The sequence below is a fragment of the Agarivorans sp. D1326 genome (assembly GCF_056958115.1).
Genome location: NZ_JBTWEN010000001.1, coordinates 1 through 17,484 on the forward strand (window position 1 = coordinate 1; position 17,484 = coordinate 17,484).

Annotated in this window: 20 protein-coding genes; all 20 read right to left on the reverse strand. The window is 44.5% G+C overall.

Going from position 1 to position 17,484, the window contains the following annotated elements; translation table 11 throughout:
• Positions 1-186 precede the first annotated feature (186 nt).
• The 20 genes from ACYFDN_RS00005 to nifE all read right to left on the reverse strand — a co-directional run bounded on the left by ACYFDN_RS00005 (position 187) and on the right by nifE (position 17,333).
• On the reverse strand, positions 187-624 hold the full coding sequence (locus ACYFDN_RS00005) for a hypothetical protein (protein WP_483509529.1): 438 nt from the start codon (positions 622-624) through the stop codon (positions 187-189).
• 84 nt (positions 625-708) lie between these two features.
• Complete coding sequence (locus ACYFDN_RS00010; RefSeq protein WP_483509531.1) at positions 709-1,044, reverse strand: hypothetical protein; 336 nt, start codon at positions 1,042-1,044, stop codon at positions 709-711.
• 104 nt (positions 1,045-1,148) lie between these two features.
• On the reverse strand, positions 1,149-1,613 hold the full coding sequence (locus tag ACYFDN_RS00015; RefSeq protein WP_483509533.1) for a hypothetical protein: 465 nt from the start codon (positions 1,611-1,613) through the stop codon (positions 1,149-1,151).
• Positions 1,614-1,893: 280 nt separating this feature from the next.
• Positions 1,894-2,289 (reverse strand): GFA family protein, encoded by a 396-nt coding sequence (locus tag ACYFDN_RS00020; protein ID WP_338626338.1) that lies wholly within the window; start codon positions 2,287-2,289, stop codon positions 1,894-1,896.
• Between the two features lie 55 nt (positions 2,290-2,344).
• Positions 2,345-2,560 (reverse strand): hypothetical protein, encoded by a 216-nt coding sequence (locus ACYFDN_RS00025; protein ID WP_483509535.1) that lies wholly within the window; start codon positions 2,558-2,560, stop codon positions 2,345-2,347.
• A 114-nt stretch (positions 2,561-2,674) separates the two neighbouring features.
• A complete protein-coding gene (tatB, locus tag ACYFDN_RS00030; protein ID WP_220721329.1) occupies positions 2,675-2,932 on the reverse strand; it encodes a Sec-independent protein translocase protein TatB in 258 nt (85 codons plus the stop codon).
• 2 nt (positions 2,933-2,934) lie between these two features.
• Positions 2,935-3,144, reverse strand: a complete 210-nt coding sequence (tatA, locus tag ACYFDN_RS00035; protein ID WP_483509537.1) for a twin-arginine translocase TatA/TatE family subunit — start codon at positions 3,142-3,144, stop codon at positions 2,935-2,937.
• 65 nt (positions 3,145-3,209) lie between these two features.
• Positions 3,210-5,255 (reverse strand): PhoX family protein, encoded by a 2,046-nt coding sequence (locus tag ACYFDN_RS00040; protein ID WP_483509539.1) that lies wholly within the window; start codon positions 5,253-5,255, stop codon positions 3,210-3,212.
• A gap of 304 nt (positions 5,256-5,559) precedes the next feature.
• Positions 5,560-6,402 carry a nitrogen fixation protein NifM gene (gene nifM / locus ACYFDN_RS00045; protein WP_483509541.1) on the reverse strand — a complete coding sequence of 281 codons (843 nt, stop codon included), beginning with the start codon at positions 6,400-6,402 and terminating at the stop codon, positions 5,560-5,562.
• A complete protein-coding gene (locus tag ACYFDN_RS00050; protein ID WP_152784813.1) occupies positions 6,392-6,856 on the reverse strand; it encodes a nitrogen fixation protein NifZ in 465 nt (154 codons plus the stop codon). Before ACYFDN_RS00050 ends, nifM begins: the two co-directional genes overlap by 11 nt.
• A gap of 16 nt (positions 6,857-6,872) precedes the next feature.
• Entirely contained in the window at positions 6,873-7,157 is a 285-nt protein-coding gene (locus tag ACYFDN_RS00055; RefSeq protein ID WP_483509543.1) for a nitrogenase-stabilizing/protective protein NifW, read from the reverse strand.
• A gap of 24 nt (positions 7,158-7,181) precedes the next feature.
• Positions 7,182-8,330: a homocitrate synthase gene (gene nifV / locus ACYFDN_RS00060; RefSeq protein ID WP_483509545.1), complete on the reverse strand. Its 1,149-nt coding sequence runs from the start codon at positions 8,328-8,330 to the stop codon at positions 7,182-7,184.
• 23 nt (positions 8,331-8,353) lie between these two features.
• Positions 8,354-9,589 carry a cysteine desulfurase NifS gene (gene nifS, locus ACYFDN_RS00065; protein WP_483509547.1) on the reverse strand — a complete coding sequence of 412 codons (1,236 nt, stop codon included), beginning with the start codon at positions 9,587-9,589 and terminating at the stop codon, positions 8,354-8,356.
• A gap of 11 nt (positions 9,590-9,600) precedes the next feature.
• Entirely contained in the window at positions 9,601-10,461 is an 861-nt protein-coding gene (gene nifU, locus ACYFDN_RS00070; protein WP_483509549.1) for a Fe-S cluster assembly protein NifU, read from the reverse strand.
• Between the two features lie 452 nt (positions 10,462-10,913).
• On the reverse strand, positions 10,914-12,929 hold the full coding sequence (locus ACYFDN_RS00075) for an RICIN domain-containing protein (RefSeq protein ID WP_483509551.1): 2,016 nt from the start codon (positions 12,927-12,929) through the stop codon (positions 10,914-10,916).
• 349 nt (positions 12,930-13,278) lie between these two features.
• Complete coding sequence (locus ACYFDN_RS00080; protein ID WP_406611332.1) at positions 13,279-13,716, reverse strand: SoxR reducing system RseC family protein; 438 nt, start codon at positions 13,714-13,716, stop codon at positions 13,279-13,281.
• Between the two features lie 13 nt (positions 13,717-13,729).
• Complete coding sequence (gene fdxB / locus ACYFDN_RS00085; protein ID WP_152784799.1) at positions 13,730-14,035, reverse strand: ferredoxin III, nif-specific; 306 nt, start codon at positions 14,033-14,035, stop codon at positions 13,730-13,732.
• A 33-nt stretch (positions 14,036-14,068) separates the two neighbouring features.
• Positions 14,069-14,539, reverse strand: a complete 471-nt coding sequence (locus tag ACYFDN_RS00090; protein WP_016401558.1) for a NifB/NifX family molybdenum-iron cluster-binding protein — start codon at positions 14,537-14,539, stop codon at positions 14,069-14,071.
• A 9-nt stretch (positions 14,540-14,548) separates the two neighbouring features.
• Positions 14,549-15,934, reverse strand: coding sequence for a nitrogenase iron-molybdenum cofactor biosynthesis protein NifN (gene nifN / locus ACYFDN_RS00095; RefSeq protein ID WP_483509553.1), 1,386 nt, complete (start codon positions 15,932-15,934; stop codon positions 14,549-14,551).
• Position 15,935: 1 nt separating this feature from the next.
• Complete coding sequence (nifE, locus tag ACYFDN_RS00100; RefSeq protein ID WP_483509555.1) at positions 15,936-17,333, reverse strand: nitrogenase iron-molybdenum cofactor biosynthesis protein NifE; 1,398 nt, start codon at positions 17,331-17,333, stop codon at positions 15,936-15,938.
• Positions 17,334-17,484 lie beyond the last annotated feature (151 nt).

Here is a 17,484-nt window from a genome sequence, read left to right on the forward strand (position 1 = left end):
AGCTATTATCGAAACATAGCTCCTTTCCAAAGCATAATGCAGGAATAGTCAAAACAAATAGAGCTGGAACTAACTTAATAATCTGATTCAACCGATACCTCTATTTCTTATAACGCTCCGCAAACAGGCGAGCGGCAGCGAGTCCTAGCCCACGCTTATTGTGGGCGTTTTTTGTTGTGCGGCTTGTTATATTTCGCTTGCATCTGGTGGACTTAAACGAGTTACCACTTGCTCGCTGTTTGTGTAACAGATAAATCGCAATCGTTCGTTATTGATGAAATCGACGGTTACGATTGGAACAGCCAAGACGATTGACGTCCTGACGTGTTTAACTGCAGAAAGGGGCCGCGTTACGTTGTAACCCGTTTTACTGTTGCTGTACTTCAACCCATCAGAACTAACCGACAATGTGAAGCCCTGATGCTCCGCGAGCTCTGAACGCTCGAATATACGAAACAACTCCACCAGAACGATCCCGCCAATAATAGGCACCACAGCTATGGAAAAATCACCACTAATCAGATAGTAAGATATGCCCAAACCTATAAGAGCAAAGGCTAACAAGAGAGCCTGCTTTTTTCGCCTCCGGTAGAGCGCTGTATCGAACTGACTGGTGATATTCATCGTGAAATATAACGCCTCAAGCAGCGGCGCGCATTAGCGCGTCCAGCCACGAAGTGGCGTTGCTGCCTTGACTTGTTACATCTTTTACTCAATTAATGGCACCCAGCTACCGGAAACAAGCTTTTCTAGGTTACCCCATTGTGGATTACCAGTGTTTCTACCAACCACTCTTACAGGTTCTATTCTATCGTGTTGGCAGCACTCCATTGGGTCAGAAATTTCTTCCCAATCACTAGCTTTAACTCCGTAATCTTCTTCTGCTATTTCATAGACAATTTTAACTGAGTCTTGCAGATAGTCAGCTGTAGCTGATGAATCAATTTCCTTGTTGTACTCGAAGAGATAAACGCCATCTTCACACTCGTAGAGCATGATGCGTTTCACTTCTTCGCTGCCTGATACTTTTGCGATCTTTCTCATACTGGTGACATGTAACGCCCGCCTAACTGGCGTAAAATGCTTGGCTATCATTAGCGACGAAGGAGCGTAAGCCAAGCATTTTACGTCCTTTGTTGAGGCGTTTGTTATACGTATTCACAGCAGCCTTCATCAAGGTGTACTTCAGTTACAACACCATCTCTGAAAAATAGTTCTACAAATATATCTTTTTTGTTCGAGTGAAAGCCAAATTCAAATTCTTCTTTGGATGTACATGTGAGGGATTTAAGGTAAAAATCTGTTTCGATGTCTTTTATAGTGAGATTTCCACATCTTTCTTTGAGCTTGGAATAAAAGAGTTCATTTAAATAGGCGTATAAGCTTTCCGGTTTTTCAGCATAAAAATTAAAAGCTTCCAGCGCTTCTGAATTTGGACCTTCTAGATTTCCGCTAATAGCACCAAAATCAAACTTAGATGGTAGTTTTCCTACAGGTTGTTCGATACTCCAGTATTCGTCTGTACCATCATTAGAATAGGAAAAATCACCCAAACCATCAAAATACATGTTTTTTGATTTTTTCTTACCGAATAGATTGCTGAAAAATGACACTGATGCTTCCTTACGTATAACAACTTATTAATATGAAAAATTCCTTGTTTAAACTAGGAAATTTTCCTCTTATCATACATTTTATAAAATTAAGATTATCACCTTTCCTAAGCTACATCAGCCACCTAGCTCGAAAAATAACAAAAACATCAGCATGAAAGTATGCAATCACTTGTAGAAAGTAGGAATCGCAACAGAACTGTATATAAATACAGTTGTAGTGAGTTTTTGGGGTTTACGCACCAGACAGTTAAAAAGCTAAAACTACTGGGGATTAAGACTAAGGAACTTGTTTCTTGAACTGTGGAACACCGTCGGGTATCAGTTCCCAGCTGGCTTTTGAATCTACGTAAATATGGCGGCTTAGTTTTATATTGGGGTCTCCGTTTATGCAGCCTAAGGTTACACCATGTACTTCTTCTTGATATACACCTACTAAGGTAGAACCACATTTGCTGCAAAACTGTAAACCAAAACCCTGTTCTCCAATGTATGAAGTAAGCAAGTTTTCGCCTCTTAGCCAAGAAAACTCGCCAGGTTTAACTAATGCATAAGCTGAGGCTTGGGCACTAAATGCTTTGCGGCATCGGGAACAATGGCAGGAGCGAGCATCGTGTAACTCGCCCTCTATTTGGTATTTAATTGCACCACAAAAGCATTCTCCGGTAATGGCCATGGGCGCTCCTAGATTATCGTAAAGTCATGGTTTTTGGCATGTGCTTACTGTGCGTTTAAGCAAACAGCTCAATTAGTTTAGCGACTTGCGTTATTGCCAACAAACCACCACACACTATAAGTGTAGTGCCGGTAGACGTGTCGTTACTAGATGCTGAATTACCCGCAGAACTTTTGCGATCTCTTAATACCTTGCCCCACACGACTAAGGCAACAGCACACAAGATAATAGTAAGATGTATGGCAAAGCTAGACAAAACCTCAGTTTCCACTCGGTATCCTTAACAGCAGTTATTGGCTAAAAATTTGAAGCCGCTTTGCTTTGATGAAAACGGCAGCGCCTTAGCTTAATGCCTTAGTGGGATATAGTAAAAGCTTAGCTGGACTTACTTGCTCGTGTCTTTGTTGACCAAAGGCGCAGAGGATATTTTGGTAGGTACTTTAACTTGTTGGTTAAGCGTGTCTTTTACCTCGCCTAACTCTAGTTCTTTCTCAATTTTGGTGGATACCTCTGCCATGGTAGTTTTAGCTTTGTTGTACCATGCAAATCCAGTGCGCAAGGCATTAGGTAGGCGTTGAGGGCCCAATATAACGAGGCCCAAAACAGCAATAAGCAAAATCTCTAAGGAGCCAACATCAAACATGTTTAGCTACCAAGTTGCTTATTATTGTTGCCCTGCTCTGCGCTTATTGGGCCACCTGCATTTTGTTGAGCATTATCTTCGCTCATCGCTTGTTTAAAACCTTTAATGGTAGAGCCTAAATCTCCACCCAAGCCTCTTAAGCGTTTGGTTCCAAACAACAAGGCAACGATTACAGCAATAATTGCCAGTTGCCACACACTAATTCCAGCCATTTTTTGTTCCTTAAACTATTAATAAAACAGGCCCGTTTGGGCCTGTTATATGTTTCTAGAGTTAATTACACACCTAGCTCGCCACCGTCGGCTTTACGAATAGCCACAACCGATGCGCGAGGACGAAGATCCATGCCTACTGGCGTTTCTTCTGCTGCATTGTTACTGTAAGGCCAGTTACCAGGATGCTGGATAGACACAAACATGGTGGTGTAATCTGGGCTAATGGTAAAACCGGTAACTTCACAGCCATTAGGGCCAACAAAGAAACGACGTAATTCGCCTTGGTTCTCGCTGTTAATGGTGTCTGCGTTACCGTCTGCGTCCTTAATCGCTGAAGGTACAACCGCTAGCATTTGGTCGTTAGTATAGCTAGTTACTTCATCGGCGCCGTTATCGGTTTGAATCCACAAAATACCGCGATTATCAAAGGCTAAACCATCTGGGCTAGCAAACTGGTTAAACTCGCTTAGGCCAGATAAGTTTGTGGCTTCGTCACCGTCGGCTGGAGAGCCAAATACAAAGATGTCCCAAGTAAAGTCGGTAGCGGCCTCGCCTTCGTCCCAACGAATAACATGACCAAACTTGTTGTTTAAGCGTGGGTTAGCTGGGTTAGTACCTGTGGTTTCATCACGGCGCGTATTGTTGGTTAAGGTTAAGTAAACAGAACCAGTAATTGGGTCTACCGCACACCATTCTGGGCGGTCCATTTGAGTGGCACCAACCAAGTCTGCTGCACCGGCAGTGTTTAAAATAATAGCGGCTAAAGAATCAAAGTGATCACCCAGCGTGCCACCATCTGTGGTAGCGCCATCTAAGGTTAACGGCAACCAATGACCCACACCGTCGGCATCAAATTTAGCCACGTATAAGGTGCCTTCGTCCATGTACTTATCGCCCATGGCTAAACGGTCGCTAGCTTCTGCGTCTGCTGCATCCCAAACTGCAGTAGATACAAACTTGTACATGTATTCAAAACGCGAATCGTGACCAGAATAAAACACAATCGGCTTGCCAACTTCAAGGGTACCAAAGGTACAACCTTCGTGGCGGAATCGACCTAAAGCGGTACGTTTAACCGCGCGCGAGTTAGCTGTGTAAGGGTCTATTTCTACAATGTAACCGTGGCCGTTAGCTTCGTTACGGTAGTCGTCCATGGCGCTTGCACCACTTGGTGTTACGTTAAAACGAGAGAACTCGTCGACACGCTCATCAGCGTGACCGGCTAGGGTTTCCCAACCATAACGCGCTGTGCCAGAGGTATCTAAACCAATTCGGTCTTGCTCTGCAGTGGTGGTACCTAAGTTGATGAAGTAACCAGGCCAGTTTTCTTCACAAGTTAAGTAAGTGCCCCAAGGCGTGTAACCATTACCACAGTTGTTTAAAGTACCGCGTGCTTGGCTGCCATCTGGCGAGAACGGTGTAACTAACAAGCTTGAGTTAGCTAATGGACCTGAAATATCCATAACCGTAGCACCAGTGTAACGGCGGTTTAATGGATCGCTTTCTACCATCATCCATTGACCGTCTTCCTGCAACTGAATACGAATAACACTTACACCGTGAGCGGCAATTTCTTTACGTACTTGGTCAACGCTGCTGCGAATACCCGCGTCATCTCTGTCGCTGCCATTTTGATGCAAAGCATTTTGGTCGATGTACTCATGGTTTACCGCTAGTAAGCCATCTGTACCAGCGTCATTTAATGGGAAGAAATGTAAGCCATCGTGATGCATTCCCATAGCGTTGTTTTGATCGACTGCATCGTTAGTGCCGTCATCTTTCCAGGCTTCTGCCATAGCATTGATTGGCTGGCCCCATGGCGCAAGTACTTGAGCGGTGTAACCTTCTGGAACACTTACTGCGTCAATTTTAGAACCAGCAATAGAGTTGAAGTTTAAGCTAGCACTTGGAGCGGCTGCACCACCGCCATTAGTAGAGCTAGAAGAATTGCAGCCAGCTAAACCAAAAGCGCCAAAGGTAGCCATAGCGCTTAGGCCAAGACCTCCTTTAAGAATTTTACGACGAGACATGCGAACATCTAATACTTCATCAAAGGTAGGGTTGTTACTTTTATTGAAGCGAGTTGGGTTAAATATTTCCTTGCTCATTTTCTTATATCCTAGTTGAGTACTCTCTTTTGTTGTGCGGATTAAGCTAAATGGCAATTGTTACATTTGAGTTAAGTTTAGATTTCAGTTTTAGTGAATTATGTAAGCATTAGGTGACCAATAAGTAGACAAAAAATGTGTGAACGGGAGACTTATACTACCTCTTAACGAGTAGACCAAGTTAAACAACACAATAGCCAATTACGCGACTGCACAATTAGCATGATTAACTATTGCTGAGCAAATGCCTAAATTTTAATATTACTTTGATTAATAACTACGTGAGCATGTTGTCTACACAGGATTAGTTTAAATTTTCACCTTTACAAGCACGGCTTAGCCAAACTCTCTGCTGCTGTTTTTGAGCATGTTCATAAAGGGATTGCTTAATTTTGGCTTTTGCATCATCAAAACTCACCCGATGCTCTGGGTAATGCTGTTTACACCATAATAAGTGGTAGCCCATGCCAGTGTAGATTGGTTGACTAAAGCTCTCGCTTGCCATGTTAAACAACACCTCATCTAGCTCGGGTAACAATTGCTGCCTAGATACTAGCCCTAAGTAACCGCCGTTCACTGCAGTTGGGCATTCGGAGTGGCGCTCTGCCAGTTTCTCAAAGTTGTCGCTAGTAACTTTATTGGCCAAGCTTTCAATACGAGCTCTAGCCTGCTTTGGCTTATTCTCTTCAAACTGTTCATTAATGGTAAGCAAAATGTGGTGAGCTGCCCGGCGCTCTACTTGTAAAAACTTGTCGGGATGGCGCTGATAAAAAGCTAAGGCCTGCTGCTCTGTAACCTCGGGAATATCTTTGCTTATATAGGCAAGCACCGCTTCACTGCTAAGCTCGCTACGTAGCGCCTCGCGCAAGCCTGGTTCAGAAAGCTGATTGGCTAACAGCGCTTGTTCAAAAGCTGCCTCAGATTCAAAATTTTGCTTAATTAAGGCAATGGCTTTATCTAGTTGAGGTTCATCAACATACACCTTTTCTGCCTCTTTTGCCGCTAGCACCTTTTGTTGAATGCCAATGGTTTTGCTCACTACCCGGTTTAACTCTACTTGCTGCTCTTCACTAAGTTGATCAGTATTTAGATCAAACAACGCGATGCTGGTTTTCATTGTTATATAAGCGTGGCTGCTATCCAACATAGGCAGGCTCCTCTTCTTTTAAAGCTGCAAGTGCTCGCTCGGGTACTTCTACATCTAGCTCACCGTATTGAATCCGGTAACAAGGGTCAGTTTTTGGTTTACGGCGTACTGCTAACACATCTACCACGCTGCCTTTTTTGGCAACAACTTCGCCCTGTTGAGACAAACTAAGTGTTAACGCTGCTTTGTCGCCATACTCAAACTGATTAGGTTGCCAAACTAACTCGGCATCTATTAGCTCATGTTCTTTACAACCAATGGTTAAGCCTCGATTAATAAACTGCACTTGATAAACAATTTGGTCTTGTAAGTAATATCCCGATTGGCGTACATAGCCAGTAGCGCCACGGCGCACTAGCAAAGCGCCTTTTTTACAGCCTGGGAAACTACCGTCGTTACGAATATTTTCAACCACTCTTACTTTGCAGCCATATCCAAATTTTGCTGAATTCATCTGCTATACCTCTTTATTAACAGCCTTCACAAGCGTCGCAACTAGGCACTTGATGTGCCAACACAACGCCCTTTTCCAATAAACAATAGGCTTTGCTCACTGCAGCTTGGTATTCGCTATAACTGCTTGAAGCCTGTTTCGCCAATACTTGCCCGAGTAGGCGCATAAACAAAACCCGTTTTACCCGAACTAATCCTGCTTGATAGTTAACGCCAAAGTAATTGAGAAAGTCTTCGGCACTGGCAAGCTCGTTAATGCCCGCAAGATCTGTAACTTGACTCTGGGCTGGATTCTCTAGCATCTACGCTCTCCTTAGCCTTAACGCTTAAATACACACGGCGTCTAAGTGCTGATTAATGCTCTGCCGATAAAAGCTCAATAGCTCTTTGGCATTAGGGCTACGTTTGTTAACTTCTGCCCATGCACTTAAAACCGAACGTAATGCCTGACATTGAGCAAAATTGAGGGCAATGCCTAAATCTTGATAAACCGATTTAATGGCAGCCACACCAGAGTGTTTACCTAATACAACGCTGTGTTTACGGCCAATAATCTCTGGCGCGAAAGCTTGGTAGTTATTGGGATCTTTGAGCAAGCCATCTACATGGATGCCAGACTCATGAGTAAATACCTGTTTGCCTACTATGCTCTTACTAAGCCCAAGCTTACGGCCAGAAGCCTTGGCAACTAACTCACAAATAGGGTTTAGCGATTTTAGATCTACTGCAGGTATCGCCTTATTACCGGCTAATTGGGTAACATTTAGCGCCATAAGCACTTCTTCTAACGCGGCATTACCGGCCCTTTCTCCTAAACCAATTACCGTGGTATTCACCGAATCGGCGCCGGCTTTAACAGCAGCTAAGGTATTCGCTGTTGCCATGCCTAAATCGTTATGCGCATGCATTTCAATTTGTAGGTCACTACGCTGCTTAAGGCTGCTAATAAACACTTCTGTAGCAAAAGGGTCCAACAAACCCAGAGTGTCGGCAAAACGTAGCCGCTTAGCACCAAAACTTTGAGCTTTCTCGGCAATAAGATATAGCTCATCTAAACTGGCGCGTGACGCGTCTTCCATGCCAACACAAACTTGCAAGCCAAGCGCTAAAGCCTGTTTAATGCCCCGCTCCAATTGGACATAAAGCTGAGCAGTAGAAAGCTGCAGCTTAGATTCGCGTTGCTGCTTAGACGCTGGAATAGATATGTCGATCAAATCTAAACCTAGGCCACTTGCCAGCGAAATATCATGCTGGTGTAAACGGCTCCAACCCATGGTTTTTGCATGCGTTAGTTCATCGCAAAGGGCTTTAATCACTTCCCGTTCAGAGTCGCCCATTGCTGGCACGCCAACTTCGAGCTCAGTTATCCCTGCTTGCTCCAAACTGGTGGCAATGGCGAGTTTCTCTTCGCCATTAAAAGCCACCCCAGCGGTTTGCTCGCCATCACGTAAGGTGGTGTCATTGATGATCAACATAATGAGTCCTTCTGTGGTAACAACTAGGCATAAACCGGACTAAAGCTTTCGCTCGCTGGCTGATTGCTAGTCACATCCCAATACGGCGATAACATGCGAAGCTTTTCAACAATTCCGGGCAGTACTGCTAGCACTTGGTCAACCATGGCCTCGGTAGTAAAGCGAGAAAGCGAGAAACGAATCGCGCCATGCGCCGCGGTATAAGGAATGTCCATTGCCCGCATTACGTGGGATGGCTCTAACGAACCTGAAGTACACGCTGAACCGGAGGATGCGGCAATACCGTGTTGATCTAACATCAACAATATCGACTCGCCCTCGACAAATTCAAAAGCAATATTGCTGGTATTGGGTACGCGATGTTTTGGATCGCCGGTAACAAAGCAATTAGGAACTCGCGCTAACAAGCCCATTTCTAAGCGATCACGCATCAGCTTTATGCGTGCGGAGTCTTGCTCGATAGATTGCATTGCTAGTTCGGCAGCTTTTCCTAAACCTACTATTCCGCTGCTGTTTTCGGTACCCGCTCGACGCCCTCGTTCTTGGTGGCCACCACGCAATAGCGGTCTAAACTTGGCGCCGCGGCGTAAATACAAAGCACCAATGCCCTTAGGCGCATGAAACTTGTGACCAGAAATAGACAATAAATCTATTCCACTATCAGCAACTTGAATTGGCAGCTTGCCAGCCACTTGTACTGCATCGGTATGAAAAACGATACCGTGCTGCTTAGCTAACTCGGCCATACCGCGAATAGGAAACAAACTGCCGGTTTCATTGTTTGCCCACATAAAGCTTACAACGGCTACGTTTTCACTTAGTGCGGCTTTGTAGGCTTCCATATCTAAACGGCCACGTTGATCCACACCAATCCAATGAATGGTGTAGCCTTTGCGCTCAAGCATTTGACACAACTGTAAGGTAGCGGGATGCTCGATAACTGACGTAACAATTTCTTTTCGCTTAGGGTAAGCCTCAACCGCTGAAAGGATGGCGGTTGCACTGGCCTCTGTTGCACAAGATGTAAAGATCACTTCACTAGCATGGCTTGCGCCAATAAGCTTTTGAACCTGCTCCCTAGCCTGTTCAATCGCCTGACCAACTTGGCTGCCAAAGCGATGTATAGAAGAAGGATTGCCATAAAACTCGCTAAGAAAAGGTAGCATTTCTTGTAACACTGCTTGGTCCACTTGCGTGGTGGCGTTGTTATCTAAATACGCTAGTTCGGTTTCGGTGGTTAAAGTGGTTAAGTTACTCATACTAGTGCTCCTTACGCTAAGCTAGCTGCGCCAACGGGATAAACGGTGATGGTTTCGCCAAGGGCTTGGCTGATCTTTTGCTCGATCATCGCAAGTGTTCCTGCAGACAAACCGCAGCCGGAACAGGCACCAGTTAACGATACAAACACCATGTCATCATCTACATCAGATAGCTGTACATCACCACCATCGGCTTGTAACTGCGGGCGAACTTGTTCCAGTGCTTGTTCAATAATTCTTATCCGCGCCACAATGCTAGTGGCAGCCACTGGGCTTGCTTTTGCTATTTCAGGCTCCGCCAGCGGCGCTCCTAGGCACTCTTCTAATACCCACTCAATTTTTTCATGGCAAGCAGCACAGGCCCCGCCTGCTTTGGTGTAATTGATAACCTCGTCTAAGGTCTCTAGTTTGTTTTGCGCAACCACCCGCTTGATAAGCGCATCGTCGATGGCAAAACACTTACAAATCAATTCACCTTCTTCGTGTTCTTCCGCTACTTCTTCGCCGCGATATTGAGCAACTGCAGCATGCAAGGCTTCCATTCCCATTACTGAACAATGCATTTTTTCTGGCGGCAAACCATCTAAGTAATCGGCAATGTCTTGATTAGAAATGCTCATTGCTTGGTCGATGGTTCGGCCAATGATCATTTCGGTTAAAGCAGACGAAGAAGCAATAGCGCTACCACAACCAAAGGTTTGAAACCCAGCGTCTTCTATCACGTCACTATCAGGATTCACTTTAAGGCTTAAGCGTAAAGCGTCACCGCAGGAGATTGAACCCACATCGCCAATAGCGTTTGCATGGTCGACAGCTTTAGCATTTTTAGGTGTGAAGAAATGCTGTTTAACTTTTTCTGAATAATTCCACATACGCTACCCCACAATGTTATATAAATTGGTAGTGGCGATAACCCGTTGCTAAAGACACATGCTGCCTAAAACTGAGTGTTGATAAGCCATTGGGAACCTAGAACACAGCGTTTCTTGCTCATTGGCAGCAAACTCATCAACAACGGGTTATCTCCCAACTAAACTATTGCAAGTGAAGTACCGGATAAGAAAAGTAATATAACACACTGTATTTATTAGCTTATTTACTTTATCACCACCCCAAAATCACTGTGAGTTACATCACATTTAGGTAGCCTTGTAAGATTTGCGACATCACATTGTTGGTTTAAACGACAATTTGTAAACTAGCGATCCGGTTTCAGGATACAAACAACTCTGGATTCGCTTTGCTTAATGCTAATTAGAAACAAAAAGAGCTTACCGTTGCCGATAAGCTCTTTTTGTTAACGCGTAATAAGTACGCCTATAGTTTATTCGTCAACGAGCTTCCAAGTACGGATCCAATCAACCTTCATGGTGTTGTTGTTATCGTTAAGCAAGTCTGTTTTTTGCGGCAAACCACCTACCCAACTTGAGTCTTGGCTCCATAAGTCCCAAATAACAAACTGCTCTAGTGTAAACGGCTGTTGTGTAGTGACTTTATTAACCGGTTCACCGTTTAGATAAAACTGTACAGTGTGTTCATCTTTCCACCATGCACCAAATACATGGTAATCATCTGTCCACAACACACCTTGCAAGGTGTTTTCATCTGACAAATCGGTACGGTTGTCTGAGTTGCCATGATTTCTTTCGGTTGAACCATTCTTAGCAATAAAGTACTGAGAGTTCATCTTCCACGGGAAATCTGGCTGACAATTACAGGTAGGAACCGGGTTAATTTCGATAATATCGATTTCGTCTCGATTATTTATATCGCCATTGTTTAACCAAAAAGTACTGTAGGCGGAGATATTGGCCACCTTAATGCGGCTCTCTGTGTACATAGGAAACTTAATTTTGGCAACTGAACGTACCCGTGAAGTTTCGAACCACTGATTAGGGCTATCAGCATTTAAGGTTGCTTGTATCCACAGATTACCATCCGACACACCTGAGTTTTTGTTCAACATGTTTACCGGGGTATTGCCATAGTTCCAGTTGGTTTTTATCCATTTGGCGCCATTCCAAAACTCGAACTCATCAGACAAACTTTCTACTTTTTCCCAGCGTTTACCTAAAGGCGTTGTATTGTTAAACGATACAAAGCTTGGCAAGTTAGCATCAGCGGTATTTACATCTATTACTCCAGGAGAGTTTGGCTCACATCCGGTGTTATCAACGGTAACGCCAGGAGGTGTGTTAGGACATTGATCAACATCATTGCTGACACCGTCATTGTCATCATCAAGTTGCGATTGCGCACAGCCATCTTGATTTACAGGCTGGTTGGCTGGAGTGTTAGGGCATAAGTCATTTACGTCGAGTACCCCATCACCATCGCTATCTAGCAAAGGTGGATCAACCGGGTCTGTAGGCTCGCCTTGCCATTCCAATTTAAACGACGCTAAGTTCCACTGCCAGTCATTGCTACCCAGCGCGTGAATGCGTAACTTTTGCGTGCCGGCCGCTAAAGACACTTCGTTAGCTGCGCTAAGTTCAGTAAAATTGTCCCAGCCATAAGCAGGAACCGACGCTTGAGCGTAAGACACCCAACTGCCATTTTCTAATACTAAAAGCTCAATCTTTACGTTTGACGTAATCGCTGTTCCCACATTAAAAGTAACCTGGTACTTTCCTGCACGGTCAATATCTACGTTGTAGTCTACAAAGTCGCCGCTATTAATATAATTAATCGCTGACTGCCCAGCTACGCTGTAGATGCTTACTGGGCTTTGCTGATTATCATCAAAACTGCCACCTTGACTTACAAAGTCTGCGGCTTGAACTGTAATGGTGCCACTAGGTTCGCTAGCAACATTTTCATCAAAGATAAAACGAAACTCTTGGTTAGGATGGTCGGCTAAACAGGCCCATTGGTGGAACTCTGAGCCTTTTTCAGTATATGCACCTGCTACGTCTAGGCATTTTCCGGTGGCACGGTTTTTAAGTTTAAACCAACCATTATTCATATCTTGCAGTGACCATTGCTGATTAACACTAGCATCTGCACACGTTAGTTGCTGAATACGCGCGCCGTTTGCTGAGTCACTATTCGCAACCTCTAAACACTTTTGGCTTGTTTTGGTTTTAATACTGTAAAAACCCTCGCCTTGCTCAACAAACTCAAGCCGTTGGTTGTTGTTGCTTTCTCCGCAAGTCCATTGGCTAAAACCAGATAAATTAGCAGTGTTTCCCCCGGTCAAATCAATACACATTCCGCTATGTCGAATCTCAACATTGCGAAAATCTGCATTACTTACTGTGACGGCATGCACAGCATTGCTCGCCGAAAAAGCAAACGCCAAGGCAATGCCTAGCGAAAGATTATTTTTACGAATCATCATATATTCCATTATGTTTTGGCTAATCACATTTAGTTCAAAAACCGAACAGTAGCCTAGAAATAAAACAAATAAAAATAAAAAATTAGCCAATAAAAACAATCAATTAAATTACAAAATCACAATAATCGGTAAGCCATAAATAGTACTTAATAAAGCCATTTATATAGTGAGGAGTAGATCATTTAAGTAAACATTTTCAAAAATATTTAGACCCAATTTAGCGTGAATAAAGAGGAAGTTATTAAGTATTATATTAGTAATTATCTAAAAAATAGTTTTCATAGTTGCTGATTAACAGCAAAGACCTAGCAGCGACAAGCATGCGCAAACAGTAAACGGACTGGCAGTATTACGGTGTGGGTTTAAGCGATAGTTTGTTGCGTAGCTCAGAGGCTAAACCACGCGATAAGCGTCGACTTACTAGCAAGCCCAATACAAAACCCAAACAAGCAAAACCGGCACAGGCAATATCAAGTACAGATGGTGTAAGAAAAAACAGTAGCTGATTGGCTAGCAGTGCAAAGCTAATTAAGCCAAGCAATGCAGGCATTAAAGCTGCCAAGATAGCTTTGAGTAGAAAGCTATCTTGGCAATTAAGGGTAATGTTTTGACCAAGTTCTAAACCTTGAGTAGCAGAGAACTCCGCATTAAGTAGGTTTGGTGACTCTGGATTAACGGTTAAGCAACTACTCTTACTGGCGCACGAAGTACAAGCACTGGCGCGCTGCCCTTGCAACACAACCTTGCCTTTGTCGACACTAATTACCTGCATGCTTATCTGCGCCATAGCTACTACCTCTTTACACCAACGCACTAGCAGGCGTATGGGTATGACAATTTTTGGCGCAAACGGTAGAGCAAGCTGCGCAACCGATACAATCGCCAGCGTTGGCTAATTCCATCACCATTACTACGTCGTCTTCATAATCGTCAAACGCTTCATCGTCTTCGTCAATTTCACGCTCAACCAGATCAAATACGTCGCGAGGACATACTTTGTAGCAACGCCCACAGCCTATACAAGCATCTTGATCTAGCGCTGTTACAAATTGTGGCTCCCAGGGCGTTCCATCGCGAGTTAAGCCCATGTATGTTTTATCACTCATTATTTTTTCCTTATTTTGAAAGTTAATCTTGCCCTACCAGGGCTCGTCTAATAATTCATTGAGACGTTGCTCTTGTTGCTGCGGGTCGAGGTTTTGGGAGTACATCCAAGGGAGGGGTTGATGTACAAACTGCAAGTGAATGTCGCCTAACAACACACTTAGCTCGGTGTCGCTATCAACCATTAAACTGCAAATCCCCTGCTGTTTAAGCAACTCGTTTGCGCTATGACCACAAGCATTGCTAAAAACTGCGGCGCAGCCAGCTAAGGCATCAATTCGTTGTTTTAAACGGCCTTTGTCGTGACCTGGTTTTGCTTGGTCAAACTGTAGAGCCTCTAACAGTTGAATGTGGTGTTCACCAAAGCCATACACCAAAAAGGTATGGGCACTGCCAAAATGCTGATCGACACAATGTTTACTTTCGCTGGCAAACGCTACTTTAAAAACATGTTCACGCTGCTGGCCATCTTCAATCACTCTTAGCTGTCTTTGCATCGCATTCATAGTTAACCCCTAGCTGCTTAAGGCTGGCTGAACGCAGCTAGATGGTTCAAAGCGATAGCTACTTTTATGGGCTGGTACTTCATCTTGATGGCTTGCTTTAAGTAAATTAGCCATTGCAAACAAGCGTTGCCGGGCACCTTCATAGCCCACTTGCAAAATATCACTGTTACCAAACCGGTCGTGACAAGGAAATCCCGCTCGTAAAACAGGCGTAAGCGGTTCGCACATGTTGGCGCAGTGGGTATTACCGACGATCAGCTCACATTCATCAACGCACGGTTCTAGATCGGACAAATCCCCTACCACCACATTGTTCGTTTTTAGCTGCGGTAAACTTGTCACATTAAGCGTGGTAACCACTCGCTCAACACTTGCTCCTACCTCAGAAAAAACCTCGCAATAACCCGCAGCAAGGTCTGGCTCTAGAGCAATGGCCACTTTGGCGTCACTTAACAAAAAGTGACTATCAAGCAAGGCATCTTGTAGCCGTTTACGCTGCCGAGTAATCCATTGAGGAACGGGCTTGTTAGACAGCTCGGTAAGTTTCATTACCAATTGGTCGGTTTGCTGCATGCCCATCCCTGTTCCCATGAATAAAGTTGGTACCTGGTAATGCTTTTCTAGCACCCTTGCAGCTGGCAGCATCGACTCACCAAACACCAAACTTGCTTTGCTGTGAATACAACTCGCAAGCTGACTTAAACCAGTACCACCTGTGGAAGTCACCGAAAAGTCATCATCGGCTAAGTGCCCGTCCAAAGAATCGCTAAGATTGGGTACTAACACCGGATTAAAACCGAAAGCTTCACAATAGCGGGCTATTAACTCCAAATCGGCACTGGTTAAGGCACAGGATACAAAAACATTTAGTTGCTGAATGTTTGAATCGAGCTTTGGCACACTTAGTTGCTTTTCAACTAATAGCTGCTGCATGCAGGCTTCGATGGTACTGGCAAACCCACTTTGCATAGAACCGGCAAAATCTGGAGTATTTACGCTTACAATCCGCTTGTTAGAAAATTGAGGATGTTGCGTTTTAAACTCTCGCACAACCCTAGTTACATCGCAGCCCTGCATCTCGGTTAAACCCGTTGTCATCACTACAATAAGCGCAGCTTGGTGCTTTTCGCACAGTAATTTAAGTGCACTTGATAAGTTGTCGTCACCGCCCATAACAGCAGCGATATGATCAATGGCGGTGTTTTGTAGCGGAATGGGTTCTCGGTAATGTTGAATCAAATACACTTTAGCGAACGCCCCGCAGCCCTGCGAGCCGTGCATTAAAGGAATTGAGTTATCTAAACCCATACATGCCAATGTAGCGCCAGTGGCGGCACTGGTTTTTAAAGGTTGCTCAACCAATGCGCTGCGTTTAACTGATACCTTATTTGTCATGTTACTTCTCCCCTACTGGCGCACTGCTGGTCCACGGCGGATTACTGGTCACTAAAGGCCAAATGGCACTGTCTAAGGTACGACAAAGCTCTTTAGCAAAAGTAAGCATGCCTTGATAACCCGCGTAAGCATGTTCACGTTCTTGATTAATATCTAGAAACGGCAGACGCGCTTTTAAGGCGGTATACATGTTACGCCCGCCGGCAATCATTAAATCGGCGTTATGTTGTTGAGCTACATTGAGCAGATTTCGGGCGCCGCCTTCATCTAGCATCAGCGCATCTTCACCCATGATTTGCTTAATTCTTGCTTTGTCTTCTGCTGTCGATTTCTTGGTTCCGGTAGCTACAACGCTAATTCCTAGCTCTTGTAAGGCCGAAACGATAGACCAAGATTTGACTCCACCGGTATACAGCAAAGCCTTCTTGCCTTTTAGACGTTTTATGTAAGGTTGTAGTTGTAGCCGGATCAACGCTTCTTGTTGAGCAATAAGCACTTCGGTTTCTCGACTAACTTGAGGGTCATCCAACAACTTGGCAAAACTACGCAACGAAGCAGAGGTATCCTCAATGCCATAAAAACTGCCTTCAAACCACGGAATGTTCCAGCGTTCTTGCAACATGCGCGCGACATTAATTTGCGCTCTGGAGCACACCACCATGGCAACATCGGCTTGGTGCATGGTTTGTATCTCGTGAAAGCGAGTATCCCCCGACATGCAACTTAATACCCGGTAACCCAAACGTTCCAATAACGGAGATACATGCCAAAATTCACCTGCAATATTGTATTCACCAATCAACACAATATCGTTCACTCGTCTTGTTGGGTCGTGACGCATGAAAGGTTTCTCTGGCGGGTCTATGGTCCCCACCACCTGCTTAACCATCACTTCACCAGCTATCCGGTTACCTAGGTTTTTACTGCCATAAAAGCCTGCAGCATCTACCGCCACAACTGGTATATTCCATCGGCTTTGAGCCAATTTACAAATAGCCTCTACATCGTTTCCTTCAAGAGCGGGTACACAAGTGACATATACAAAAACCGCTGGAGGGGAGTGTTTTTCAATGACCGTTTTTATCGCGTGTAACAAACGCTTTTCGGCCCGTCCCATAATCACGTCTTGCTCATTTAAGTCGGTAGTAAAACCCAGGCGAAATAAATTGCGGCCCGATGCGCGAGTGCCTCGGTTGTTCCAGCTATTGCCCGCACAAGCTATAGGCCCATGAACAATATGGGCAACATCGGCAATTGGTAACAAGGTAATCTGCGCGCCATCAAAACTACAACCGCCTGCCGTTGCCCCAGGTACTGGTCTAGCACAGCCAGATTTTTCTCCAGTGTTATGCTCGCAAGCGGGTTCATCTAATAACTCGGCAATGTCGCTTCGCTTCATGCTTACACCTCACAACAACTATTTGAATCAATGATTAATTGTTGTATTGCAAAGCGTATTCCATAGGAGAATAGCGGTATTTGGGGCTTTGAACGGCAGACTATTTGTCGTAATTGCTACAAACCATAACGACTAGAACAATATGTGGGAA